Annotated in this window: 22 protein-coding genes; 5 read left to right on the plus strand and 17 right to left on the minus strand. The window is 68.7% G+C overall.

From position 1 onward, the window contains the following. The first annotated feature begins 16 nt into the window (after window positions 1–16). Entirely contained in the window at window positions 17–1,483 is a 1,467-nt protein-coding gene (locus GGR89_RS06695; RefSeq protein WP_125973346.1) for a flavin-containing monooxygenase, read from the plus strand. On the opposite strand, the gene GGR89_RS06700 is transcribed toward GGR89_RS06695, so the two are convergent. The 17 genes from GGR89_RS06700 to GGR89_RS06780 form a co-directional block, all read right to left on the minus strand. Then, window positions 1,480–2,682, minus strand: coding sequence for a flavin monoamine oxidase family protein (locus GGR89_RS06700; protein WP_277600088.1), 1,203 nt, complete (start codon window positions 2,680–2,682; stop codon window positions 1,480–1,482). The two genes, GGR89_RS06695 and GGR89_RS06700, sit on opposite strands and share 4 nt — an antisense overlap. 32 nt (window positions 2,683–2,714) lie before the next feature. Then, the gene (locus GGR89_RS06705) at window positions 2,715–3,164 is read right to left on the minus strand and encodes a MaoC family dehydratase (protein WP_125973344.1); all 450 of its coding nucleotides are present in this window, start codon (window positions 3,162–3,164) and stop codon (window positions 2,715–2,717) included. Continuing rightward, entirely contained in the window at window positions 3,165–3,629 is a 465-nt protein-coding gene (locus GGR89_RS06710) for a GNAT family N-acetyltransferase (protein ID WP_125973342.1), read from the minus strand. Next, the gene (locus GGR89_RS06715) at window positions 3,626–5,563 is read right to left on the minus strand and encodes an acetyl/propionyl/methylcrotonyl-CoA carboxylase subunit alpha (RefSeq protein ID WP_125973340.1); all 1,938 of its coding nucleotides are present in this window, start codon (window positions 5,561–5,563) and stop codon (window positions 3,626–3,628) included. The genes GGR89_RS06710 and GGR89_RS06715 overlap by 4 nt, the downstream gene beginning before the upstream one ends. Before the next feature lie 126 nt (window positions 5,564–5,689). After that, window positions 5,690–6,001 carry a DUF3088 family protein gene (locus tag GGR89_RS06720; RefSeq protein ID WP_164542620.1) on the minus strand — a complete coding sequence of 104 codons (312 nt, stop codon included), beginning with the start codon at window positions 5,999–6,001 and terminating at the stop codon, window positions 5,690–5,692. Then, window positions 5,998–6,525: a nuclear transport factor 2 family protein gene (locus GGR89_RS06725; RefSeq protein WP_125973336.1), complete on the minus strand. Its 528-nt coding sequence runs from the start codon at window positions 6,523–6,525 to the stop codon at window positions 5,998–6,000. Before GGR89_RS06725 ends, GGR89_RS06720 begins: the two co-directional genes overlap by 4 nt. Before the next feature lie 11 nt (window positions 6,526–6,536). Then, window positions 6,537–6,926, minus strand: a complete 390-nt coding sequence (locus GGR89_RS06730) for an endonuclease domain-containing protein (protein WP_342449834.1) — start codon at window positions 6,924–6,926, stop codon at window positions 6,537–6,539. Between the two features lie 110 nt (window positions 6,927–7,036). Next, entirely contained in the window at window positions 7,037–8,638 is a 1,602-nt protein-coding gene (locus GGR89_RS06735; RefSeq protein ID WP_125973332.1) for a carboxyl transferase domain-containing protein, read from the minus strand. A 196-nt stretch (window positions 8,639–8,834) separates the two neighbouring features. Then, window positions 8,835–9,992 carry an isovaleryl-CoA dehydrogenase gene (locus tag GGR89_RS06740; protein WP_125973330.1) on the minus strand — a complete coding sequence of 386 codons (1,158 nt, stop codon included), beginning with the start codon at window positions 9,990–9,992 and terminating at the stop codon, window positions 8,835–8,837. Then, a complete protein-coding gene (locus GGR89_RS06745; protein ID WP_125973328.1) occupies window positions 9,989–10,360 on the minus strand; it encodes a Rieske (2Fe-2S) protein in 372 nt (123 codons plus the stop codon). Before GGR89_RS06745 ends, GGR89_RS06740 begins: the two co-directional genes overlap by 4 nt. A gap of 157 nt (window positions 10,361–10,517) precedes the next feature. Continuing rightward, the gene (gene hmgA, locus GGR89_RS06750; protein ID WP_125973326.1) at window positions 10,518–11,795 is read right to left on the minus strand and encodes a homogentisate 1,2-dioxygenase; all 1,278 of its coding nucleotides are present in this window, start codon (window positions 11,793–11,795) and stop codon (window positions 10,518–10,520) included. 266 nt (window positions 11,796–12,061) lie between these two features. Next, window positions 12,062–13,102 carry a 4-hydroxyphenylpyruvate dioxygenase gene (gene hppD / locus GGR89_RS06755; protein ID WP_125973324.1) on the minus strand — a complete coding sequence of 347 codons (1,041 nt, stop codon included), beginning with the start codon at window positions 13,100–13,102 and terminating at the stop codon, window positions 12,062–12,064. 51 nt (window positions 13,103–13,153) lie between these two features. Further along, window positions 13,154–14,503, minus strand: coding sequence for an FAD/NAD(P)-binding protein (locus tag GGR89_RS06760; RefSeq protein ID WP_125973322.1), 1,350 nt, complete (start codon window positions 14,501–14,503; stop codon window positions 13,154–13,156). Between the two features lie 146 nt (window positions 14,504–14,649). Next, on the minus strand, window positions 14,650–15,519 hold the full coding sequence (locus GGR89_RS06765) for an NAD(P)-dependent oxidoreductase (protein ID WP_125973320.1): 870 nt from the start codon (window positions 15,517–15,519) through the stop codon (window positions 14,650–14,652). Window positions 15,520–15,576: 57 nt separating this feature from the next. After that, window positions 15,577–18,168 carry a bifunctional lysylphosphatidylglycerol flippase/synthetase MprF gene (gene mprF, locus GGR89_RS06770; RefSeq protein WP_125973318.1) on the minus strand — a complete coding sequence of 864 codons (2,592 nt, stop codon included), beginning with the start codon at window positions 18,166–18,168 and terminating at the stop codon, window positions 15,577–15,579. Between the two features lie 81 nt (window positions 18,169–18,249). Continuing rightward, the gene (locus GGR89_RS06775; protein ID WP_245201602.1) at window positions 18,250–19,017 is read right to left on the minus strand and encodes an AcvB/VirJ family lysyl-phosphatidylglycerol hydrolase; all 768 of its coding nucleotides are present in this window, start codon (window positions 19,015–19,017) and stop codon (window positions 18,250–18,252) included. A gap of 242 nt (window positions 19,018–19,259) precedes the next feature. Then, entirely contained in the window at window positions 19,260–20,342 is a 1,083-nt protein-coding gene (locus GGR89_RS06780) for a potassium channel family protein (protein ID WP_125977015.1), read from the minus strand. A 116-nt stretch (window positions 20,343–20,458) separates the two neighbouring features. On the opposite strand from GGR89_RS06780, the gene GGR89_RS06785 reads away from it, so the two are divergent. The 4 genes from GGR89_RS06785 to GGR89_RS06800 all read left to right on the plus strand — a co-directional run bounded on the left by GGR89_RS06785 (window position 20,459) and on the right by GGR89_RS06800 (window position 23,752). Then, window positions 20,459–21,451, plus strand: a complete 993-nt coding sequence (locus GGR89_RS06785) for a L,D-transpeptidase family protein (protein ID WP_125977016.1) — start codon at window positions 20,459–20,461, stop codon at window positions 21,449–21,451. Between the two features lie 183 nt (window positions 21,452–21,634). Then, window positions 21,635–22,213 carry a M23 family metallopeptidase gene (locus GGR89_RS06790; protein ID WP_125977017.1) on the plus strand — a complete coding sequence of 193 codons (579 nt, stop codon included), beginning with the start codon at window positions 21,635–21,637 and terminating at the stop codon, window positions 22,211–22,213. Between the two features lie 40 nt (window positions 22,214–22,253). Next, on the plus strand, window positions 22,254–22,817 hold the full coding sequence (efp, locus tag GGR89_RS06795) for an elongation factor P (protein ID WP_125977018.1): 564 nt from the start codon (window positions 22,254–22,256) through the stop codon (window positions 22,815–22,817). Window positions 22,818–22,936: 119 nt separating this feature from the next. Then, window positions 22,937–23,752, plus strand: a complete 816-nt coding sequence (locus GGR89_RS06800) for an inositol monophosphatase family protein (protein ID WP_125977019.1) — start codon at window positions 22,937–22,939, stop codon at window positions 23,750–23,752. The last annotated feature ends 98 nt before the right edge of the window (window positions 23,753–23,850 follow it).

A 23,850-nucleotide genomic window follows, 5' to 3' on the forward strand; every position in this document is an offset into this window, starting at 1 on the left:
CGGAGAGGCAGAAAAGATGCGCGAACATTTCGACGTGCTCGTCGTCGGCGCGGGGATATCGGGGATCGGCGCGGGCTATCACCTGCAGACGCAGAGCCCCGGCCGCACCTATGCGATCCTCGAGGCGCGCGAGCGGATGGGGGGCACCTGGGACCTGTTCCGCTACCCCGGCATCCGTTCGGATTCCGACATGTACACGCTCGGCTTTCCGTTCCGGCCTTGGACCGATGCCAAGGCGATCGCCGATGGCGACGCGATCCTGCGCTACCTGGTCGACACCGCCCGTGAATTTGGGATCGATCGGCATGTTCGCTATCGCCACAGGGTCGTCGGTGCCGCCTGGTCGAGCGTGGAGGCGCTGTGGACGGTCACCGTCGAGGCGGGCGGGCAGACCCGCCTGTTCAGCTGCAGCTTCCTGTTCCTCTGCGCGGGCTATTACAACTACGAGCGCGGCCATCTGCCGGACTTCCCAGGGCGCGAGGCGTTTCACGGTCGTATCGTTCATCCGCAATTCTGGACGCCCGATATCGATTATGCGGGCAAGCGCGTCGTCGTGATCGGTAGCGGGGCGACGGCGATGACGCTGGTCCCAGAACTCGCGCGGGAGGCGGCGCATGTCACCATGCTGCAGCGCTCGCCCAGTTACGTCGTGGCGCGGCCCTCGCAGGACCGCATCGCAAACTGGCTGCGGCGTATCCTTCCTGCCAAGGCGGCCTATGGTCTGACGCGATGGAAAAACGTACTGATCGGCCAGTATTTCTATGGGCTGGCGCGCAAGCATCCGGCCAAGGCGAAGGCGCGGCTGGTCGAGATGGTCCGTGGTGAGCTCGACCCAGGCTATGATGTCGCCACCCACTTCACGCCCAGCTACGATCCGTGGGACCAGCGGCTGTGCTTGGTCCCCGACGCCGACCTTTTCGCCGCAATCCGCAAGGGCAAAGCCGATGTCGTCACCGATCGGATCGATCGGTTCACTGCCGACGGGCTCAAGCTGCAATCCGGTCGCGAACTGCCTGCCGATCTCGTGGTCACCGCGACGGGGTTGGAAGTTCAGCTGATGGGCGGCGTGCCGGTGACGGTGGACGGCACGGCGGTCGATTGGTCGCAGCGGCTGACCTACAAGGGGATGATGTTCGCCGGCGTGCCGAACTTCGCCATCGCTTTCGGGTACACCAATGCCAGCTGGACGCTGAAGGCCGACCTCACTGCGCGCTATGTCACCCGCCTGCTGGCCGCGATGGCGAAGCGCGGCATGCGGCAGGTGACCCCGCAGCCTTCCGCGCCGGTAGAGCCGCAGCCCTTCCTCGATTTCACCTCGGGCTATGTCCAGCGCGCGATCCACCTGCTGCCACGCCAGGGCCATCGCAAGCCTTGGCGGGTGCACCAGAGTTACACTCGTGACCTGCTGGCGCTAAAATATGGCGGGATCGACGACGACATGGTCTTCTCCAACCCCGAGCCTGCCAAGCGCAGCGCTGCCTAGCCGAGCAGCGCGCGGGCGGCGGCGACGCCGGTCTTGTAGGCGCCGTGCGCGGTGGAGAACTCGGTAGCCGAGCACGCCTCGCCCGCGAAGCGAATGCGCGGATCGATCGGGGTGCTGAGCACCTGCCGGGCCGAGGCGCGGCCGGGGAGGGCATGGCTGTAGCTGCCGCGGATATGCGTCTCGCGACTCCATGCCGAGCCCGCGAGCAGCCGCAGCCGCTTCCGCCACTGGCCGCCGAGCAACGCGCACAATTCCTCGATCGCGAAGTCGGCAGCGCCCTGCAGCCCGCGCGCGGCCAGTTCGCGCGCACCCTCGCCACCGAACATCGCCTCGACGATCGGGCGTCCGAAGGGACGAAGTGTGTAGGTGCCGGTGATGACGCTGCGCGGATCGCCGAGCAGATGCGCATTGGCCTCCAGCTCGTCGGCACCCTGGTCGATCGCGAGGAACAGCTTGTCGGCCAGCCCCAGCGGCAGCGCGGCCGCGGCATGGAGCAGGTCGTCATGGCCCGCGAGCATGATGTCGCCGCGCGCCAGGATGTCGGTGGAGACGGTGACGATGACCTGCGCCGCCTCCAGCGTGCCGCGCGGCGTCTGCAGCTTGAGGCGGATGCTCGAACGGTCGATCGCGGTGATCGGCGTGGCGAGCGCGGTACGCAGGAATCCCGCCTGTGCGGTCACCAGCGCGCCATAGCCGGCGGGCACGCGCCAGTCGGTTTCGGTCGCGGCATCCTCATAGGCGAGATAGTCGGCGATCGAGAGCTTGGCGGTATCGACGCCGTTGACGAAGCCGCTGATCGCATCGATCCAGGCGCTCCAGGGACTATCCGGCACCAGCGCTGCGCCCGCGCGATCGCCCGGCGGCGGATCCTTGCGCAGCCGGGTCTCGAACGCGGTATAGGCCCTGGCGGCGTCGCGCTGCTCGGCCTGCGAGAAGCCGAGCGCGCGCCATTGCTCGCGCCAGCGCGGCAGCGTCTGGTCGAGTTCAAAGCCGTGCAGCGCGGCGATCTCGACCCAGGGGTTGTGCTCGGCCGAATGGAGCCAGCCCGCCCCCAGGTCGAGCGCCATGCCGTCGACATGCTCGGTCCGCGCCCGCCCGCCGAGGCGGGTGTCGGCCTCGACCAGCAGCACCTCCTTGCCGGCATCGGCCAGGGTGCGGGCGGCCCCAATGCCGGCGGCGCCGCCGCCGACTACGATCACGTCAAACTGTTGCATCCCCTGCCGAACGCGCGTCAGGCCGAACGGCTGCGCAGCAAGGCCGATCGCAGGCATTCACAGACCAGTTCGTCACGCTGGTTGTGCATCTGGTGCCGCCAAGTGACGATGCCCTGGCCTGGGCGCGACTTGCTGGCACGCAGTTCGACCACCTCGGAACTGGCGCGCAGCGTGTCGCCCAGGAACACCGGCTTGGGCATGACCAGCTTGTCATAGCCGAGATTGGCGACCAGCGAGCCTGCGGTGGTGTCCGCCACGGTGACGCCGACCATCAGGCTGAACGTATAGGTGCCGTTGACCAGGATCTGGCCGAACTCGGAGGCGCGCGCTGCCTCGGCATCGAGGTGGAGCGGCTGGGTATTGTGGGTGAGGGCGGTGAACAGGAGATTGTCGGTCTCCGTCACCGTGCGGCGCAGGGCATGCTCGATGCGGTCGCCCAGCTGCCATTCGTCGAAAAAGCGTGCCATTCAGCCTTCGTCCTGATCGAGCTTGAGCTTGAAGCCGAAATGGCTCTTGGTCCAGCCGAGCTTCTCGTAGAAGCGGTGCGCATCCACGCGGTCGCGCATCGAGGTGAGCTGAACCAGCTCGCACCCGCGGGCGCGGCATTCTGTTACCGCCCAGTCTATCATTTGCGCACCAAGCCCTTGACCACGCACGGAAGAGGCGATGCGCACCGCCTCGATCTGGCCGCGCCAGGCGCCGCGAAAGGCGATGCCGGGGAGATAGCTCAGCTGCATCGTGCCGATGACTTCGCCCTCGCGTTCGGCAACGATCAGCCGCTGGTTGGGATCGCGATCGATATCGGTGAACGCCATCTCGTAGCGCGGGTTGAGCGGCAGCGAGGCGTCCTCGCGGCCACGGCTGAGCGCGTCATCGTCGAGCATCGCGACGATGGCGGGGAGGTCGGCGAGCGTGGCGTCGCGGAAGATCATGCCGCCTTCTCCACCCGCACGAGCAGCGAGCCTTCGGTGACCTGCCCGCCGGCGGCGACGGGGAGTTCGGCAACGGTGCCGTCGAACGGCGCGGTGAGGGCATGCTCCATCTTCATCGCCTCCAGCGTGACGAGCCGCTGGCCCTTGGTGACCTGCGCGCCGGCCGCGACGTCCACCGCGGTGATGCGGCCCGGCATGGGGGCGAGCAGGGCGCCGTCGCCAACCGTGCCGGAAGCGCCACCCGAATATCGATCGCGTTCAAATAGGAAGCTCTGGCCCATGTCAGCCACCAGCACCTTGTCGTCCTTTACAATCGTGCTGAGTTGCGCCGGTTTTTCGACGAGATGATCGAGCGTGTAGCGCTCATTCTCATGCCGAAGTGCAATGTGGATGCGGGGCGCCGCATTCAGGCGGAAGCCGACAATGTCTCTCCATGTTGCGCCAGCCACGGGCTGCGGCTCCCGTCGGCTTTCGTGGCGCCATAGCTGTACGGCTTCGCCATCGCCCATCTCGTCGTGAAGGACCGCCATTGCGGCGGCTTCGATCACGGCCTGACTGGGCGAGGAAGACCCGATCAGATCGGCTTCATTCCTTGCGATGAACCCGGTGTCGAGCGTGCCCTCGATGAAGTCCTTGTGCCGAAGGCACCGCCAGAGGAACGCCGCGTTCGTCTTCACAGGCGCCACGATCGTGTTGTGACACGCCGCGGCGAGCTGTGATCGCGCCCGCTCGCGGGTCGACCCCGAGCTGACCACCTTCGCGATCATCGGATCGTAGAAGGGGGAGATGCTGGTCCCGAGACCGACCCCGGTTTCGATCCGGACGATGTGGCTTTCTCCAATGCCGAAGAAGTCCAGCCTCCCCACGCTGGGCAGGAACCCCTTGGCCGGATCCTCCGCATAGAGCCGCGCCTCCATCGCCCAGCCGTTGATGGAGAGCTCCTCCTGCCGCCTGGGCAGCGGCTCGCCGCTCGCGACGCGGAGCTGCCACTCCACGAGATCCTGCCCGGTGATCTCCTCGGTCACCGGATGCTCGACCTGGAGCCGGGTGTTCATTTCCATGAACCAGATCCGGTCGGCGCGCAGGCCTTCGCTGGCGTCGGCGATGAACTCGATCGTGCCTGCGCCGACATAGTCGACCGCCTTGGCCGCGCGCACAGCCGCCGCGCAGATCGCTTCGCGCGTCTCGGCGTCCATGCCGGGGGCGGGGGCTTCCTCGATCACCTTCTGGTGGCGGCGCTGGAGCGAGCAGTCGCGTTCGAAGAGGTGGACGACATTGCCGTGCGTGTCGCCGAACACCTGCACTTCGATGTGCCGGGGGCTGAGGATGTACTTTTCCAGCAGCACCCGATCGTCGCCGAACGAGGAGGCGGCCTCGCGCTTGCAGCTGGCGAGTGCGTCGGCGAACTCGGCGGCGCTCTCGACCCGCCGCATGCCCTTGCCGCCGCCGCCGGCAACCGCCTTGATCAGGACCGGATAGCCGATCGCATCGGCCTCGGCCCGGAGCCGCTCGGGCAACTGGTCCTCGCCGAGATAGCCGGGCGTGACCGGCACCCCCGCCGCGATCATCCGCGCCTTGGCGGCGTCCTTGAGGCCCATCGCGCGGATGCTCTCCGGCTTCGGCCCGACCCAGACCAGCCCGGCAGCGATCACCGCCTCGGCGAAGTCGGCATTCTCGGAAAGGAAGCCATAGCCGGGATGGATCGCCTCGGCGCCGGTTGCCTTGGCCGCGGCGATGATCTTCTCAGCCACCAAATAGCTTTCGCGCGCCGGCGAGGGGCCGATATGCACGGCCTCGTCGGCCTGGCGGACGTGGAGTGCGTTCGAGTCGGCGTCCGAATAGACCGCGATCGTGCGCAAACCCATCGCGCGGGCGGTGCGGATGATCCGGCAGGCAATTTCGCCGCGATTGGCGATGAGCAGCGATTTCAGCATGATAGGCGCTCCCGAACCGCACGAACTTCACGAAGTTCGCGCATGTCGATCAAGAAAATACGGGCAAGGTGCGGTTCGCTGGCCATGGCCGAGCCTAGGCAGATTCCGCGCGTGTAGGACAGCCCCTCACGGGTGGCGCTCCGGAAAGCCGTGGCGGGTGTGGAGCGCGGCGAGCACGCCCTCGATGTCGTTCGCGAAGCCGCCCTCCGCAAAGGCGAGCGCGGGGAGGTTCTGGTTTTCCTCGCCCAGCCGCGCCACCACCGCCGTGCGGGGGCGGGGCCAGGGGACGCGCACTACCTCGATGTTCGCAGCGCGCTCCGGGAAGGCGGCGAGCAGGCCCTCCACGGTGATGCAGTCCTTGCAGTAGAAGCGGCGCGTGCCGCCATAGGCCGGGTCGGCCCAGTCGGTGTCGAGGACGAACAGCGTGTCGCGGCTCATGCCGGGCATCCCGTGGTGCGCGAGGTCCAGGCGAGGCTGGCGATCTTCCAGGCGCCGTTTTCACGGACGAGGCTGAAATGATCGGTGCCGCAGTGATGCACCTTGCCGTTCAGCCGGAACACATAGGGCGCCCACACCATCGCAAGGTCGCCGTCGATCTCGACCGCGGGGCCGGAAATGCGCTCGTCGAACGTCTCCGGGCCCGGCCGGAAGCGGGCGAGCAGTTCGGCGTTGGTCAGAGTGCGGACCGTCGTGGCGCCGTTCTCCGCTTCCGTGACGACGGTGGCGCCGCCCTCCGCGCGCAGAGTTGCGCCGATCGCCGCGGCATCGCGCGTGTTGATCCCGCCCAGCAGCTTGTCGACCGTTGCCAGCACCGCGCGCTCGTCGCTTCCGTCGGGCGGCGCGAGCGGTTTGGCCGGCGGCAGCTTGCTCGGCGATGGTACGCTGCGCGGCGGGTTGGCAGCGGGCGGGGGGAGGCCGGCGGTCTGCGGGGCGAGGGAAAGAGCGAGGAGGGGGAGGAGCATCGGGTTCAGCCTTAAAATTCCTCCCCGGAACGGGGAGGGGGACCGCCGGCCGAAGGCCGGGGGTGGAGGGGAAGCCGCGCCCGGCAGGCGCGAACGATGTGGACCAGGACAGCGTCGAGGTCGCGCAGGATCTCGCTCGCGGGGACGCGAAGCGTTGCGAAGCCGCGTTGTTCGAGGCGACGATCCCGGCGAGCGTCACGCTCCGGCCGGTCGCCACGTTCATGGGCCTCCCCGTCTACTTCGATCGCGAGCCGCGCCTCCAGGCAGGCGAAGTCGATCCGATAGCCGAGCTGCGGGTTCTGGCGGCGAAACTTGAACCCGCCGGGGCGCTTGCGCAGCTGTTGCCAGAGCAGAACCTCCGGCAGTTCAAGCTTGGCGCGATCCTTGCGTGCCTGTTCCACCGCCCGGCGGGGCGTGCGGAGAATTTCGGGCATTTCCCCTCCACCACGCGGCTTCGCCGCGCGGTCCCCCTCCCCGTTCCGGGGAGGAATTGGAGGGGCCGCTTCGCCGCTCACATCCGGAACACGCCGAATTGCGGTCGCTCCGGGATCGGCGCGTTGAGCGTCGCCGCCAGCGCGAGGCCCAGCACGTCGCGGGTCTGCGCCGGATCGATGATGCCGTCGTCCCACAGCCGCGCGGTGGCGTGCCAGGGATTGCCCTCGTCCTCGTATTTCTGGCGGATCGGCGCCTTGAACGCCTCGGCTTCCTCCGGGGACCAGCTCGCGGCATCCCGGTGGACCGTCGCCAGCACGCTCGCCGCCTGCTCGCCGCCCATCACGCTGATGCGGGCATTGGGCCAGCTGAACAGGAAGCGCGGCGAATAGGCGCGGCCGCACATGCCGTAATTGCCCGCGCCGAAGCTGCCGCCGATCAGGATGGTGAGCTTGGGCACGCTTGCAGTCGCCACCGCGGTCACCAGCTTGGCGCCGTGCTTCGCGATGCCCTCCGCCTCGTACTTGCCGCCGACCATGAAGCCCGAGATGTTCTGGAGGAACAGCAGCGGAATGCGCCGCTGGCAGGCGAGCTCGATGAAATGCGCGCCCTTCTGCGCGCTTTCGGAGAACAGCACGCCGTTGTTGGCAAGGATCGCGACCGGCATCCCCCAGATATGCGCGAAACCGCAGACCAGCGAGCTGCCGTACAGCGCCTTGAATTCGTGGAATTCCGAGCCGTCGACCAGCCGCGCGATCACCTCGTGCACGTCATAGGGCGCGCGGACGTCGGCGGGGAGGATGCCGTACAGCTCCTCGGCCGCATATTTGGGCGGGCGCGGGTCCTTCAGCGCCACGTCGGGTACACGGTCGGCGGGGAGGTGGCTGACGATGTCGCGGACGATGGTCAGCGCATGTTCGTCATTCTCGGCCAGGTGATCGACCACGCCCGAGCGGCGGGCGTGGAGGTCGCCGCCGCCGAGATCCTCGGCGCTGATCTCCTCGCCGGTCGCCGCCTTCACCAGCGGCGGGCCGGCGAGGAAGATCGTGCCCTGGTTGCGGACGATCACGCTCTCGTCGGACATGGCGGGCACGTACGCGCCGCCCGCGGTGCAGCTGCCCATCACGCAAGCGATCTGCGGGATGCCCTGGGCGGACATGTTGGCCTGGTTGAAGAAGATGCGGCCGAAATGCTCCTTGTCCGGGAACACCTCGGCCTGGTGCGGCAGGTTGGCGCCGCCGCTGTCGACGAGGTAGATGCAGGGCAGGCGGTTGGCCTCGGCGATCTCCTGCGCGCGGAGATGCTTCTTTACCGTCATCGGGTAGTAGGTGCCGCCCTTCACCGTGGCGTCGTTGCAGACGATCATCACCATCCGGCCGGAGACGCGGCCGATGCCGGCGATCACGCCCGCGCCGGGGACTTCGCCGTCATAGAGGTCGCAGGCCGCAAGCTGGCCGATTTCGAGGAAGGGGCTGCCCGGATCGAGCAGCCGCTCGACCCGCTCGCGGGGGAGGAGCTTGCCGCGCGCGACATGCTTGGCGCGGGCGGACTCGCTGCCGCCGAGCGCGGCCTGCGCGACATCGGCGCGGAGCTTCTCGGCCAGCGCGCGGTGGTGGGCAGCCTGGGTGCGGAACTGGTCGCTGTCGGGGTTGACGGCGGTGGGGAGGATGGGGGCGGTCATGCGGCTACTTTCATTCCTCCCCGGTACGGGGAGGGGGACCATGTGCGCAGCACATGGTGGAGGGGCCGCCGCGGCACGCGGCGGGATCCTGCCCTTCGAACGAGTTCCGCGCCTCGCGGCGCGGCCCCTCCACCACGCGCCTGCGGCGCGCGGTCCCCCTCCCCGAGCTTCGCCCGGGGAGGAATTTGGGTCCGGCTCACGCCGCCGCCCCCAGCAGTTCGCGGCCGATCAGCATGCGGCGGATTTCGTTGGTGCCCGCGCCGATGTCGAGCAGCTTGGCGTCGCGCAGGAAGCGTTCGACCGGCCAGTCCTTGGTGTAGCCGGCCCCGCCCAGCGCCTGCACCGCCTCGCCAGCCACGCGGAAGGCGTTCTCGCTCGCCAGCAGGATCGCGCCGGCCGCGTCGAAGCGCGTCGTCTTGCCCGCATCGCAGCTGCGCGCCACGGCATAGACATAGGCCCGCGCCGAGTTGAGCGCGACATACATGTCTGCGATCTTGGCCTGCATCAGCTGGAAGCCGCCGATCGCCTGGCCGAACTGCTTGCGCTCGCGCAAGTACGGCAGCACCACGTCGAGGCAGGCCTGCATGATGCCGAGCTGGATGCCGGCGAGCACCGTGCGTTCATAATCCAGCCCGCTCATCAGCACCGCGACGCCGCCGTTGAGCGGCCCCATCACGTTGACCTCGGGCACCTCGCAATCGGTGAACACCAGTTCGGAGGTGGGCGAGCCGCGCATGCCCATCTTGTCGATCTTCTGGCCGATCGCGAAGCCGGGCATGTCCTTCTCGATCAGGAATGTCGTGATGCCGCGCGAGCCCTCGCCGGTCTTGGCGTAGACGACGAGGGTGTCGGCGTATGCCGCGTTGGTGATCCAGAACTTGGTGCCGTTGAGCACATAGCCGCCCTGGACCTTCTCGGCCTTGAGCTTCATCGAGACGACGTCGGAGCCCGCGCCCGCCTCGGACATCGCCAGGCTGCCGACATGCTCGCCCGAGATCAGCTTGGGGAGGTACTTGGCCTTCTGCTCTTCATTGCCCCAGCGGGCGATCTGGTTGACGCAGAGGTTGGAGTGGGCGCCGTAGCTGAGCCCGATCGAGGCCGAGGCGCGCGCGACTTCCTCGCAGGCGATGACATGTTCGAGATAGCCCAGGCCGAGCCCGCCATCGGCTTCGGGGACGGTGATGCCGTGGAGGCCCAGCTCGCCCATCGCGGCCCAGAGCTGGTCGCGCGGAAACCAGTCCTCGGCGTCGATCCGCGCGGCGAGCGGGGCGATCCTGTCGCGGGCGAAGCGCGCGGTGGTGTCGCGGATCATGTCGGCGGAATCGCCGAGGGCGAAGTCGAAGTCCGGGGTCATGCTTTGTCCTCTCCAACGGTCACGATCATGCCGTCGATTGTCGTTACGGGCCATGGAAGCAGTCGCGCGCCGACGCAAGGGCCGCCGACGCACCGGCCCTCCTCCACGGTGTAGAGCGCGCCGTGCCAGCTGCACTGGATATGGCTGGCGTCGGGGGTGAGATAGGCGTCGAGCTGCTGGGTCAGCGGCACCGGCATGTGCGCGCAGCGATCGACATAGCCATAGACCTGCGTGCCGCGGCGGACGACGAAGCCGTGGAAGCGGCCGGCGCGCATCTCCAGCACGAAGTTGCGGGCGGTGCCGTCGGGGATCAGCTCAAGCGGACCGAGCTGCACGCCGGCGGGGGTGCTTGTCAGTCGCTCGGTCATGCGGGGCGGTAAACTTCCAAGTCTGCGTTCCCCTCCCGCTTGCGGGAGGGGCTAGGGGAGGGGCTGGACCTTATCAGCACTGCAACCAGGTCAGTCCCTCCCCCGACCCCTCCCGCGAGCGGGAGGGGAGCGCAGGTTGCGGCGGCTGGGCAGTGCTTCACGGCAGCTGCGCCTTGGGGAAGCCTTCCCATACCGCGTCATAGTCCGGCTGGGCGTGCGCCAGCGCGTGCTCGGTCGGGCGATAGGGCCAGCAGGTCTCGACCATGAACGCCATCGTGCCCTCGATCTTGTGCGGCTTGAGGGTCGCCTCGGTCGCTCCGCGCCAGCTGGCGACGTCGGGGCCGTGGCCCGCCATCAGATTGTGGAGCGACAGCCCGCCGGGCGCAAAGCCCTCGGCCTTGGCGTCGTACGCGCCGTGGATCAGTCCCATCGCCTCGCTCATCACGTTGCGGTGGAACCAGGGCGGGCGGAACGTGTCCTCGGCGACCATCCAGCGCGGCGGGAAGATCACGAAATCGGCGTTGGCGCGGCCTGCCACGGTGCTCGGCGAGGTGAGCACGGTGAAGATCGAGGGGTCAGGATGGTCGAAGCTCACCGTGTTGATCGTGTTGAACCGGGCGAGATCGTAGCGATAGGGCGCGAGATTGCCGTGCCATGCCACCACGTCGAGCGGACTGTAGGGCAGGGTGGTTATCCACAGATTTGCCAACGACTTCTGCACAAGCTGAGACGCCTCGTCCCGATCTTCGAACCAGGCGGCGGGGGTCTCGAAATCGCGCGGGTTGGCGAGGCCGTTGGCGCCGATCGGGCCAAGATCGGGCAGGCGGAAGGGCGCGCCGTAATTCTCGGCGACATAGCCGGTGGCGCTGCCCTCGGGGAGCAGCACGCGGAAGCGGACGCCGCGCGGGATCACGGCGATCTGGCCGGGGGCGATGTCGATCCGGCCAAGCTCGGTCAGCAGCGCCAGCGCGCCGGCCTGCGGGATGAAGAGCAGCTCGCCGTCCGCGTCGACGAAGGCGCGATTGTCCATGTCGCGATTGGCGGCGTAGCGGTGGACGACCACGCCCTCCAGATCGGCGGGATCGCGCGTGGCGAGCATCGTCTCCATGCCGTCGATCCAGTCGACCGGGCCGGCGGGAGCGGGGATGGGGCCCCAGCGCAGGCGGTTCGGCGCGAGCGGCTTGGCCGGGGTGTGGGGCGAGAACAGCGGGGCGCCCTCATAGGGCCGGTAGGGCGGGTGCTCGGCGCTGGGGCGCAGCCGGTAGAGCCAGGAGCGGCGGTTCTCGGCGCGCGGCGCGGTGAAGGCGGTGCCGGAGAGCTGCTCGGCATAGAGGCCATAGGGGGGGCGCTGCGGGCTGTTGCGGCCGATCGGCAGCGCGCCGGGCACGGCCTCGGTGGAGACATGATTGCCGAAGCCGGGGAAATAGTGGGTCATCCTGCTCCTCCTCCTCCCTCAGGAGGCTATCGCCGCTCGGGGGCTTGTTGGCCCATTTTCGTCATTCCCGCGAAGGCGGGAATCCATTTGCCAGGACGCTCGGGGCAGGAACCGCAGCTTCAGCGCCAATGGATCCCCGCCTTCGCGGGTATGACGGATGTCGTGGGGCTGCGGTTGGCCGGTCCGAAAGGGGAAGGGGAATGGGGCCGGGGTATGCCATGCTGTTCCTGCGGCGGCACCCCCGGCTCTCTCCCTCTCCAAACGGGTCAGGCGTCGACCTTGATGACGCCGCGGCGGATCTGGTCGAGCTCGATGCTCTCGAACAGTGCCTGGAAATTGCCGTTGCCGAAGCCCTCATTGCCTTTGCGCTGGATGATCTCGAAGAAGATCGGGCCGAACATCGTCTCGGTGAAGATCTGGAGCAGGATGCCCTCGCCCGTCTCTACCGAGCCGTCGATCAGGATGCGGTTCTTGCGCAGCCGCTCGACATCCTCGCCGTGCCCGGGGACGCGCTTGTCGATCAGCTCGTAATAGGTCTCGATCGTATCCTGCAGCCGCACGCCGCGGGCGCGCAGGCGCTCGACCGTGTCGTAGATGTCGTCGGTGGTCAGCGCGAGGTGCTGGATGCCTTCGCCGTTATACTCGCGGAGGAATTCCTCGATCTGGCTGTTGTCGTCCTGGCTTTCGTTCAGCGGGATGCGGATCGCCTTGTCCGGCGCGATCATCGCCTGGCTGAACAAGCCGGTCGCCTTGCCCTTGATGTCGAAATATTTCTGCTCCTCGAAGCCGAAGAGCGTGCGGTAGAACTCGCTCCACACCCGCATCTGGCCGCGGCGGACATTGTGGGTGAGGTGGTCGAGCAGGTCGAGCCCGACGCTGTTCTCGGCCTCCGCCTCGCGCCAGCCCGGGAACTCGGCCCAGTCGGCATAGAGGTCATGGCCGTCCTGGATGAAATAGAGGTAGGAACCGCCGATGCCTTGGATGACGGTGTCGTCCTCATCCGTCGGCTTGCCGCCATGGGCGAGCGCCCATTCCATCGCCTTTTTGGGGTCCGCGACGCGGAAGGCCATCGCGCTGGCCGAGGGGCCGTGCTCGCCGCGGAAGGCGGCGACGCGGCCGGCATCGTCGCGGTTGAGCATCAGGTTGATGCGGCCCTGCTTGTAGCGGGTGATGTTCTTGCGCGGGTGGCGATGGGTGGGGACGAAGCCCAGCTGCTCGAACTGGCGCGCCATCGCGTCCGGATCGGGCGAGGTGAACTCGACGAACTCGAAGCCGTTGAGGCCGAGCGGATTGGCGGTATCGGTCATGGACGACCTGATACCGCATTATCGGATTTAGTGTCAAATGTTACCAGTTCGTCATAGTCCCTCGCCGCCGACCCAATGCGCGTTGGAGAGGCGGCGCGCGACCGCCCAGGTCTGGGTGCGGATATCGGGCACCGCGACGATCTCCCAGAAGGCGCCGCGGGTCATCGGGCCGAGGGCGTAGAGATTGGCGTTGGCGGTGCCGTCGGCGGCGATGGTCTGGCCCTGGTTGTCGACGTCGATGCCGATATGGGCGGTGTCCGGACGGATCACGCCGCGGGCGGCGAGGCGCTGGAGCAGCGGCTCGCGGCTGCGGGCGAGGTCGCCGAGCGGGCCGGTGCAGTTGACGATGCGCTGGGCGAGGATCGTCTCGGGCGCGTCCTGCCCGCGCGGGCGCAGCGTGACGGCGATGCCCTCCGGGCCTTCGGCGAAACCCAGCGTCTTGGCTGCGCGCACCGCCAGCTGGCCGCGATCGATCAGCGCCTGGAGCCGGGCATGGACCTCGGGCGCGAGGCGGTGGCGGTGGACGTCCCACCAGGGGCGCAAGTGGCGGAGGAAGCGGGCGCGCTCGTCCTCGCTGGCATTGGCCCATATCGGCTGGGTGAAGGGGCGAAGCTCGTCGACCGCGTTGCGCCAGCCGATCTGCTCGGCCCGCGCGCGCACCGTGCGTACCAGTTCGGATGCCTTGGTGCGCGGGCGTTCGCGGATCTTGTCCCAGTCCTGTCCCGCGGCGTGGGGGCGAGGGAGCAGGCCGCGGCGGGAGACGGCGACGATCCTGCCGCCGAAGCCGCGCGCCTCCAGCAGCAGCGCCACGTCGACCATGGTGAGGCCGGTGCCGATCACCAGCACCGTATCGCCGTCGGACAGGCCTTCGGGGACGCTCGGGTCCCAGGGATCGCCCTTGTAGCGCGCGCTCGAAAGCGTCGCGGGATCGAGCCCCGGCGGATCGTGCGGCGGCAGGTTGCCGACGGCGAGCACCGCGGCATCGGCGCGCAGCGTGCCGTCCGACAGCTGGAGCGTTGCGCCGTCGGCGTCGAAGGTCACGTCCTCGACTTCGCCGCGGACGAGGCGCAGGCGATCGGGATAGCGGGCGAGCGCTTCGCCCAGCATCTCGCGCAGATATTCGCCATAGACGCGGCGCGGCACGAAGCTGGCGGCGGCATGCTCCACCCCGCGCGCCTCCAGCCAGCGGACGAGATGGCTGGGATCGTCCGGGAAGGCGCTCATGTTCGCGGCGCGGACGTTGAGCAGGTGCGAGGGGTGGGCAGCGCCATAGGCGAGCCCGGTGCCCGCCACCGGCGCACGCTCGATCAGCGTCGCGCGCGGACCTTCGTGGCGGATCAGGTTGATTGCCTGGAGCGTGCCCGAAAAGCCCGCGCCGATAATGGCGACGTGTTCGATCATGGGTGCGGCTCCCCCGATGCCGGCGTCAGATTTGGTAGTCGAGCTGCCACCCGGGCCGGCGGAAGGCGGGGGCTGAAACTTCACAGCGCTTCTTACACGTCATCCCCTCCCCCGACCCCTCCCGCAAGCGGGAGGGGAGCGCGAGATCACAGCTTGGCGATCGTCTCGGCCAGCGCGGTCACGTCGACGTCGCTGCCTTCGGTCTTCACGGTCTCGGTGAGGTGCGCGCGGACCAGGTCGAGCAGCGGCAGCTTCGCGCCGACCGCCTCCGCTGCTTCCCCGGCGAGGCGCATGTCCTTGAGGCCGAGCGGCGCGGCGAAGCCGGCGGGGCGGTGGCGGCGCTCGGCGATCGGCGGGCCATAGACCTTGTGGATCGCGCCGTCGAAGATCGTGCCCGAGAACACCTCCAGCATCTTCTCGCGCGCCACGCCGCCCTTCTCGCCGAGCGACATCGCCTCGCCATAGGCCTCGACCGTCGCCATGATCATGAAGTTGCCGGCGAGCTTCACCAGGTTCGCGGCCGAGGGCTTGTCGCCCATCGGGAAGGTGACGCGGCCGAGCGCGTCGAGGATCGGCGCAGCGGCCTCCATCGCCTCGGGCGACCCTGCGGCGACGATGGCGAGCTTGCCCTGCGCGGCGACCGGCGGGCGGCCGAACACGGGTGCCGAGACGAAGCGGTGGCCTGCCGCTGCATGGCGTTCCGCCAGCTTGTCGGCGGTGGCGACGGCGATGGTGCTGTGCGAGAGATGCAGCGCGCCCGGCGCCATGCCGGCGAGGATGCCGTCCGCGCCCTCGAGGATCGCCTCCAGCGCCGCGTCGTCCGCCACCATGGTCAGCACGGCCTGCGCGCCGTCGGCGGCTTCGCGGGGCGTGCGGGCGAGGCGGGCGCCGCGTGTCGTGAGCGGTTCGGCCTTGTCGGGCGAGCGGTTCCAGACGGTGAGCGTGTGCCCGGCATCGAGCAATGCGCCCGCCATGCCGATCCCCATCTGTCCGAGCCCGAGAAATGCGAGGTCCATGCGTGTCTCCCTGGTTACGCCGCCGCATGTGGGGTGCGGGGCCTGGAACCCAAGGGGTTATCCGCCGATCAGTATGGTCGCATCGATCAGCGCCCGTGGGACGGAAACGCCCGGCGTGGTGCCGATATAGCGCGGGATCCAGCTCGGCCCGAATTTCTGCTTGAACGCGCGTAGTCCGGAAAAGCCGTAGATCCGCTCGCCATGGCCGTAGACCGCCGCCCCCAGCCGCGACCAGATCGGCGCGAGCGGGCCGGGCTTGAGGCCGGAGAGCGGCGCCATGCCGAGGTTGAAGCGCTGAAACCCCTGTGCCGCGCCATATTGCAGCAGCCGCACGAACAGCAGGTCCATCGCGCCATAGGGCGTGTCCGGCCGGTGGCGCATCAGGTCGACCGAGATTTCCTCGCGGTTGGGCGTCTCCCACAGATTGGCGAAGGCGACGACCGCGCCCTCCAGCCGCAGCACCGCGCAGTCGAAATGCGCAAGATAGTCGGCATCGAAGCGGCCGAGGCTGAAGCGCTTCTCCGCACCCGGCTTGTCCGCCAGCCAGGCATCGGAGACGCGCTGGAGTTCGGGGAGGAGGGCAGGCACCTGCGCGGCGGGCACCACCTCGAACACCAGCCCCTCGCTGGTCGCCCGCTTCACCGAATAGCGCAGCGACTTGAACTGGCCGCCCTTGAGGTCATAGCCCTGGCGGAGATCGACGACCGCCTCCTCGCCATATTTGAGCGGCTGGAGGCCGAGCTCGACGACCAAAGGCAGCATCGCCGCGCTGACCTGGAACAGGCAGAGCCGCCCCCGCGCGGCGTCGCAGCGGCGGCGGATTTCCCAGATCAGCTCGGACCAGGCTTCCTCGGGGCCGACGGGATCGCCCATCACGATCCAGGTGCGGCCCTGCACGCGGTACATCAGGAAGGCGTCGCCCGCGGTGGAGACGAGGAAGTCCTTGTCGCCGGTATAGGCCAGCATCGCGTCGGCGCGGCTGGTGGCGGCGATCGCCCGCGCGGCGACCTGCGGGTCGAGCGCCTGGTGCTCGCGGACCCGCGGGGCGGCGGACATCAGCCGCCAGAAGGCCCAGCCGACCAGCAGCATCGTCGCGCCCAGCGTCGCGCGCAGGAAGCGAGGCGCGTTGCCGCGCCAGGCGAAGTCCCACCACAGGTCGTCGCTGTACGGCACGCGCTTGTAGGCGAAGAAGCCGGCCCAGGCGCTCAAGAGCAGCGCGATCAGCGCCGCCGCCCACCACCAGCGCGCGACCGGGGCGGAGCCGATTCCGGCGCTGCGATAGAAGCCGGGGCGGGCATATTGGAGGAGCCCGGCGACGATCAGCAGCACCGTCGCTTCCTCGTAATCGATGCCCTTGGCGATCGAGAACACCGCACCCGCCACCAGCAGTAGCCGCGCGGCATGGAAGCCGCTCTTGAGCCGCGCCTGCACCGCCGGGGCAATCAGCAGCAGCGCGGTGCCGACCAGGCTCGCGGCGAAGTGCGAGCCCTCGACGAAGGGCAGCGGCAGGATGTCGTGCAAGGGGTGCATCCGGCCATGCGCCGGCGGCAGCGCGCCCGAGACGAGCAGCACCAGCCCGCCGCCGAACACCAGCAGCGCGAGCAGCGGCGGTACCAGCGCCTGGCCGATCCGGTGCGCGACGCTCAGCCCCGTCGCGATCGGACGGCGCAGCCGTCGTCCCTCGATGCCGACCAGCAGCGCGCCGGCGACGAGCAACGGGAGGAGGTAGTAGACCAATCGGTAGAGCAGCAGCGCCGCGAACAGGTCGCTGCGGCCGATCGGCACCAGCGCCAGCATCACCGCCTCGAACACGCCGATCCCGCCCGGCACATGGGTGACCAGCGCGATCACGATGGCGAGCGCATAGGCGAGGAAGAAGCTGCCGATCAGCGCCGGATCGGCATGGGGGATCAGCACGAACAGCGCGCCCGAGGCGCAGGCGAGGTCGAGCGCGGCGGTGCCGATCTGGCCGGCCATCAGCGGTGCGCGCGGCAGCGGCAGGCTGGCGGCGCCGAGGCGCAGCTCGGCCAATCCGCGGGCGCGGGCCACGAACAGCGCGGCGAAGGCGAGCAGCACCGCCAGCCCCGCGCCGTGGAGCAGCGACATCGGTAGCGTCTGGCCGAAGAGCGTGAGCGGCTGCGGCGCGGCGAGCAGCGCGATGGCGGTCACTGCGAACACGCCGCTCCAGAAGGTGGCGCCTGCGATCAGCGTGATGCGCGCGACGTCGGCGAAGTCGAGCCCCGCCGCGCCGTACGCCCGCAGCCGCGCCGTGCCGGCGGTGAGCAGCGACAGGCCGAGATTATGGCTGATCGTGTAGCTGGTGAACGAGGCCAGCGCTGCGGTCCGCCACGGCAGCCGCTGGCCGATCGCCCGCACGGCGAACCAGTCGTAGAGGGTGAGTGCAAGATAGGAGGCGGCGGTGAGCGCCAGCGCGGCCGCCAGTCGGGCGGGTTCGATCCGGTGCAGCGCATGCCGCACGTCGCGGAGGTGCACCTCGGCGAGGATCGCGCGCACCGCCTCGAACCCCAAAGCCGCCAGCGCCAGCGTGACCAGGATCAGCAGCGGCCGGCGATGGCGCGCGAGCCAGGCCAGCGGACCCGGTGCGGTCGACGGCTCGTCCTCCGGCGCGTCGATTTCGGCGATCTGCATCCAACTCCCCCAACGGCGCCTTTCCCTTGCGCCCGCCCGCCTTACTCCGCCCGAGCGGCGCCGGGCAATCGACGCGGCCGATTATGGCGCAGGCACGTCCAAATGCGTGCCGAGCACCGGGGCGAGCGCCGCGAACACGGTGCGGACCAGCAGGTCATGGTCCATCCGCAGGAAATGGCCGCCGGGCAGGGTGATGCGGCGGACATTGGGGGCGAGCAGCGTGGGGCACAGGCTGTCGGTCTCGTCTTGCCCCCGGATGCAGGTGACCGGCAGCCAGTCGAGCGCGCGCGCCGAGGCGGCATCGGCATCGGGCGCGCCGACATAGGCGAAGCCGAGCGGGTCCGCGCGGAAATAGGCGTCGGTGCCGGGCACGACGAGCACCAGCGCGGCGACCTGGGCCCGGAGCGCGGGGGGGAGCGAGGCCAGGGCAACACGGGCCATATCGGCGCCGAAGGACTGGCCGATGACGATCACCCTGGTCGCGCCCGAGCGGCGCTGCGCTTCGCGGATCGCGTGGATCAGCAGCGCCTGCACCTCGGCATGGGTCTTGCGCTGGGCAAAGGCAGTCGAGCTCGCCACCGCATAGACCGGCACCCCGGCCTCGGCGAGCGCCTCGACGACGTAGGAGCCCATGCCGTAGCGAAGCCCCATGTCCCCGGAAAGGAACACCGCGGCGACCGGTGCGGTGCCGGGGCGTTCGGGCATGCCGTAGAGATGGACCGGATCGCGATCGAGGAAGCCGGCACTCCAATAGACCCCGAAGGCAATCGCGGCGAGCAGCGCGACGAAGGCGGCCGCCCAGCGCTTCCAGGCGAGACGGCGGGTGCGGGGGGAGGGTGTCGCCATCATTGCGCCTTAGGCTGGTGGAGATGAAGGGAGGCTGAAGGGAGGGGAATACACTTTTAGCCCCTCCTCCTTGGAGGAGGGGTTGGGGGCGGAGGGATTCCAGAACGTCGGTTGGTCTCTGCGAGACACGGCCCCACCCCAACCCAGCGTCAGGTCGGTCCGCCTCCCAGGCGGACCTGAACCGCGCGGGGCGCGGTTCATCTGCCGCTCCTGAAGGGGAGGGGCTTGAGCGCTGCCCCACCCCCTCAAAACTTGTTCCGCCCGGCCCGGATCTCCGCCCGCGACGTGAACAGCGCCCGCGCGCCGGCGGCGACGTCGCGCATCACTACCACCGCCTTGTCGCCCGCCTCCAGCCGCTCGTCGCGGGCGGGGCGGGGGATCGAGCGGCCGTCGGCGCGGTCGATCTGTACGATGAACACGCTGCCTTCGGCGCGGCGCTCGGCTTCCTCGATGCTCAGCCCGTCCATGGTCGCCCCCCTTGCGACCTCGATCAGCTCGACCTCGAGCCCCAGCGCGCCGAGCTCGCGCCGCAGCCGGGCGAGCTCGGCATCGCCCTGCACCTGCTGGCTGTGCGGGTAGAGGATCATCCGCGCCATCGCCTCGGCGCCGATATGGGTGGGGAAGACGACGCGGTCGGCGCCGGCATGGATCAGCTTGCGTTCGGTGGTCGGCGCCTCGCCGCGGGCGATGATCTCCAGTCCGGCGTTGAGGTTGCGTGCGCTCAGCGTGATGAACACATTCGCGGCATCGTCGGGCAGCACCGTCGCCAGTGCCCGGGCGCGCTGGATGCCGGCGGCGATCAGCACCTCCTCCTCGGTCGCGTCGCCGGCGAGGGTGCATAGCCCCGCCGCCTCCGCCTCGGCGCGCTTTTCCGGGCCGCGCTCGATCACCACCACCGGCACGGCGGCGCGGGAGAGATCGCGGGCGAGCATCAGCCCGATCCGGCCATAGCCGCAGATCACGACATGGTCGGCGAGCTTGTCGATGCGGCTCTGCATGCGGGTTGCTCCGAAAATACTCTGCAATTGCAGCACGGTGAAGAACTGGACGAGCGCGCTGGTGAGCAGGATCATGCCGGTGCAGCCCAGCACCATCGTCCCCATGGTCAGCGCGTGGAGATAGGGGGTGTCGATCGGCCGGATCTCGCCATAGCCGACGGTGTAGATGGTCAGCACGACCATGTAGCTCGCGTCGACGAAGCTCCAGCCCGCCGCCATGTAGCCGATCGTCGCCAGCACCGCGACCGCGAGGACGAACAGCAGGATCGAAACCAGGTTGCGTGTCGGCGAGCCGAGCACTTGTTCCGCTTCTGAAAGAATCCCCCGCATCGCGTCGATAAGGGCATGCGAAACGCGGCTTGTCCATCGGGGTTGGCCCGCAGCGGCAACCGCAAGGCGCATGCGAACGTTTAGCCTGGATCAGGTGAAGGATCGGGAGAGGCTGCATGCGGAAATGGGTGTTCGGAGTTGCCGCGTTGTTCGCCGCGCCCGCCATGGCGCAAGCCCCGAGCCCCAAGCCGCCGGTCGACCGCAACATCCTCCATGCGCAGGTGATTCTCGAGCATCTCGGCTTCGGGCCGGGCATTCTCGACGGGCGCGCGGGCCAGTCGCTGACCGCGGCGGTGCGCGGGCTGCAGGAAGCGCGGGGGCTGAAGGTGACCGGGGTGATCGATCCGGCGACGCTGGCGGTGCTCCACCAGTATCGCGCGCTGCGGCCGGTGCGGACGCTCGCGGTCGGCGCGACGACGATGCAGGGGCCGTTCGTCGATCCGATCCCCAAGGACCTGCCCAAGCAGGGCAAGCTGAAGACGCTCGGCTATCGCAATCCGCTCGAGAAACTGGCGGAGATGTTTCACACCACGCCGGAGGTCATCACCGCGCTCAATCCCGGCGTGACGACGATCAAGACCGGCACGATGCTGCGCCTGCCCAACGCGCTGCCGGGTTCGCGGGACTACCCCGCCGACTGGAAGCCCGAATGGCGCCAGACCCTCAACATGCTTAACGTCGATCCGCGCCAGCCCCAGGCGGATCATGTCGTCGTCGACAAGTCCGAGGGCGTGTTGAAGATCTACGGCAGCGGCAACCGGCTGGTCGCGCAGTTCAGCGCCACAATGGGAAGCGAGCATGATCCGCTGCCGATCGGTCGGTGGAAAATCAACGGTGTGGATACCAATCCCAAGTTCCATTATAATCCGAAGCTGTTCTGGGATGCCAAGAAGGACGACGATCCGGCGATGCTGCCGCCGGGGCCGAACGGGCCGGTCGGGGTGGTGTGGATCGACCTGTCCAAGGAGCATTACGGCATCCACGGCACGCCCGAGCCGCAGACGATCGGCCGCACCGAAAGCCATGGCTGCATCCGCCTGACCAACTGGGATGCCGCCCGTGTCGCGCTGATGGTGAAGCCGGGCACCCCGGCGATCTTCCAGGAATAGCGCCGTGCATGTCGCGGATTTCTTGACCGCTTCTCGATCGTCATCCCGGCGAAAGCCGGGATCCATTCGCCTGTCGGGTGAGGCTGGAGCTGCAGCGGTGACCCCAATGGATCCCGGCTTCCGGCGGGATGACGGTATTGGGGAGGGCGGTGCGTTTCTGCCGCTAGCGTTCGGAGCAAGAGCATGCGGCGCTTCGGCCTGATCGCGGGGCTGGTGGCGGTGGCGCTGCTCGCGCTGCTGGTGTCGCGCGTGCGGTTCCTGCCGGCGGGGCAGACGCCACGCGTCCCGGCAGCGGCCCCCAAGCCCGCAGCCGCGCCGGGCGCCTCCGGGCTGGTCATCCCCGTGCAGGGCGTGCCCGCCACGGCGCTCAGCGACGATTGGGGCGAGCCGCGCGGCGACGGCACCCGCGCGCATCACGCGATCGACATCCTCGCGGCCAAGGGCACGCCGGTGCTTGCCGCCGCTTCCGGCACGGTCGAGAAGCGGTTCGAGAGCGATCTCGGCGGCCATACGCTCTACGTCCGGACGTCCGATGGCGGGACTGTGCATTATTATGCGCATCTCGATACGATCGGCGTGGCAGAGGGCGCAACCGTCCGCCGGGGCCAGCCGATCGCCACCGTGGGCGACAGCGGCAGCGCCGATGGCGGGGCACCGCACCTCCATTTCGAGCTCAAGCGGATGGCGCCAGGCGAGGGCTGGTGGCAGGGCACCAATATCGACCCCTATCCGCTGCTTGCGGGAAAGCCCGGGCGGAGCTAAAGGGCGCCGCTCAGCTCTTTCTCACATACAGGCACGATCCATGAAGATCAGCGGCGTGGACATCCGTCCCGGCAACATCATCGAATATGAGGGCGGCATCTGGCGCGCCGTCAAGATCCAGCACACCCAGCCCGGCAAGGGCGGTGCCTATATGCAGGTCGAACTCAAGAACCTGCGCGACGGCCGCAAGAACAACGTCCGCTTCCGCTCGGCCGAGACCGTGGAGCGCGTGCGCCTCGACACCAAGGATTTCCAGTTCCTGTATCCGGAAGGCGACATGCTCGTGTTCATGGACAAGGAAACCTACGACCAGACGACGCTGCCGCGCGACCTGCTCGGCGACGCCGCGGCCTTCCTGCAGGACGGCATGGACGTGCTGATGGAGCTCTATGACGAAGAGCCGATCAGCGTGCAGCTGCCCGACACGATCGAAGCGACGATCGTCGAGGCGGATGCGGTGGTGAAGGGCCAGACGGCCTCATCCTCGTACAAGCCGGCCGTGCTCGACAATGGCGTGCGCATCATGGTGCCGCCGCACATCGCATCGGGTACGCGCATCGTCGTCGACGTGTACGAGCAGACCTACGTCCGCCGCGCGGACTGATCTGCCGGCTTCGGCCGAACATGCTAAGGGAAGGGGACGGCAGGCCTGCGTCCCCTTTTCCCGTTTTCGGGTCAGGCCTTCCTTAGTCCCCCGCAACAGCGGCAGGGAGAGAGATTGATATGGCAGCGCATTCCGGCCTTCTCACCGTCATGGACCGTGCCGCACGCAAGGCGGCACCGCGCCTGCGTCGCGACTTCAACGAGGTCACGCACCTGCAGGTCAGCCGCAAGGGCCCGGCCGACTTCGTGAGCATGGCCGACAAGCGCGCCGAGCAGACACTGATCGAGGAACTGCGCAAGGCGCGTCCCGACTGGCGCATCCTCGCCGAAGAAGGCGGCGAGCTGCCGGGCGATCCGGACAAGCCGCGCTTCATCGTCGACCCGCTGGACGGCACCACCAACTTCCTCCACGGAATCCCGCACTTCTCGATCGTCATTGCCGTCGAGGATCCGAACGGTGCCCAAGGCAAGCCGGAGATCACCCACGGCCTGGTCTACCAGCCGCTGACCGACGAGAGCTTCTGGGCCGAGAAGGGCCGTGGCGCCTGGCTGCAGGACCAGCGGCTGCGGGTTTCCGCGCGGCGCGACCTTTCGGAGTCGCTGATAGCCACCGGCATCCCGTTCATGGGCCATGGCAATTTCGCCGAGTGGAGCCGCATCTTCGGCGCGGTGGCGCCCGAAGTGGCGGGCATTCGCCGGCTCGGCTCGGCGGCGCTCGACCTCGCCTGGGTCGCGGCGGGGCGCTTCGACGGCTATTGGGAATCGGACCTGAAGCCCTGGGACGTCGCGGCGGGCGTGCTTCTCGTCAGGGAAGCCGGCGGCTTCGTCACCGACTATCGCGGCCAGGACATGGCGATGCAGCGCAACCAGTTCCTCGCCGCCAATGACGGGCTGCACTCGAAGCTCCACAAGCTGGTCGCCAACGCGCTGCGCTGACGCTTTCCGTACGACTACGGAGCCGGGAAATTAACTTTATTTCCCGCCCGTTTCCGAGGATTTGCGCCCTATAAGTTCCTTAAAACGCCTTCGGCCAT

The organism is Sphingomonas trueperi, assembly GCF_011927635.1.
In the GTDB taxonomy this organism is placed as follows: Bacteria; Pseudomonadota; Alphaproteobacteria; order Sphingomonadales; family Sphingomonadaceae; genus Sphingomonas; species Sphingomonas trueperi.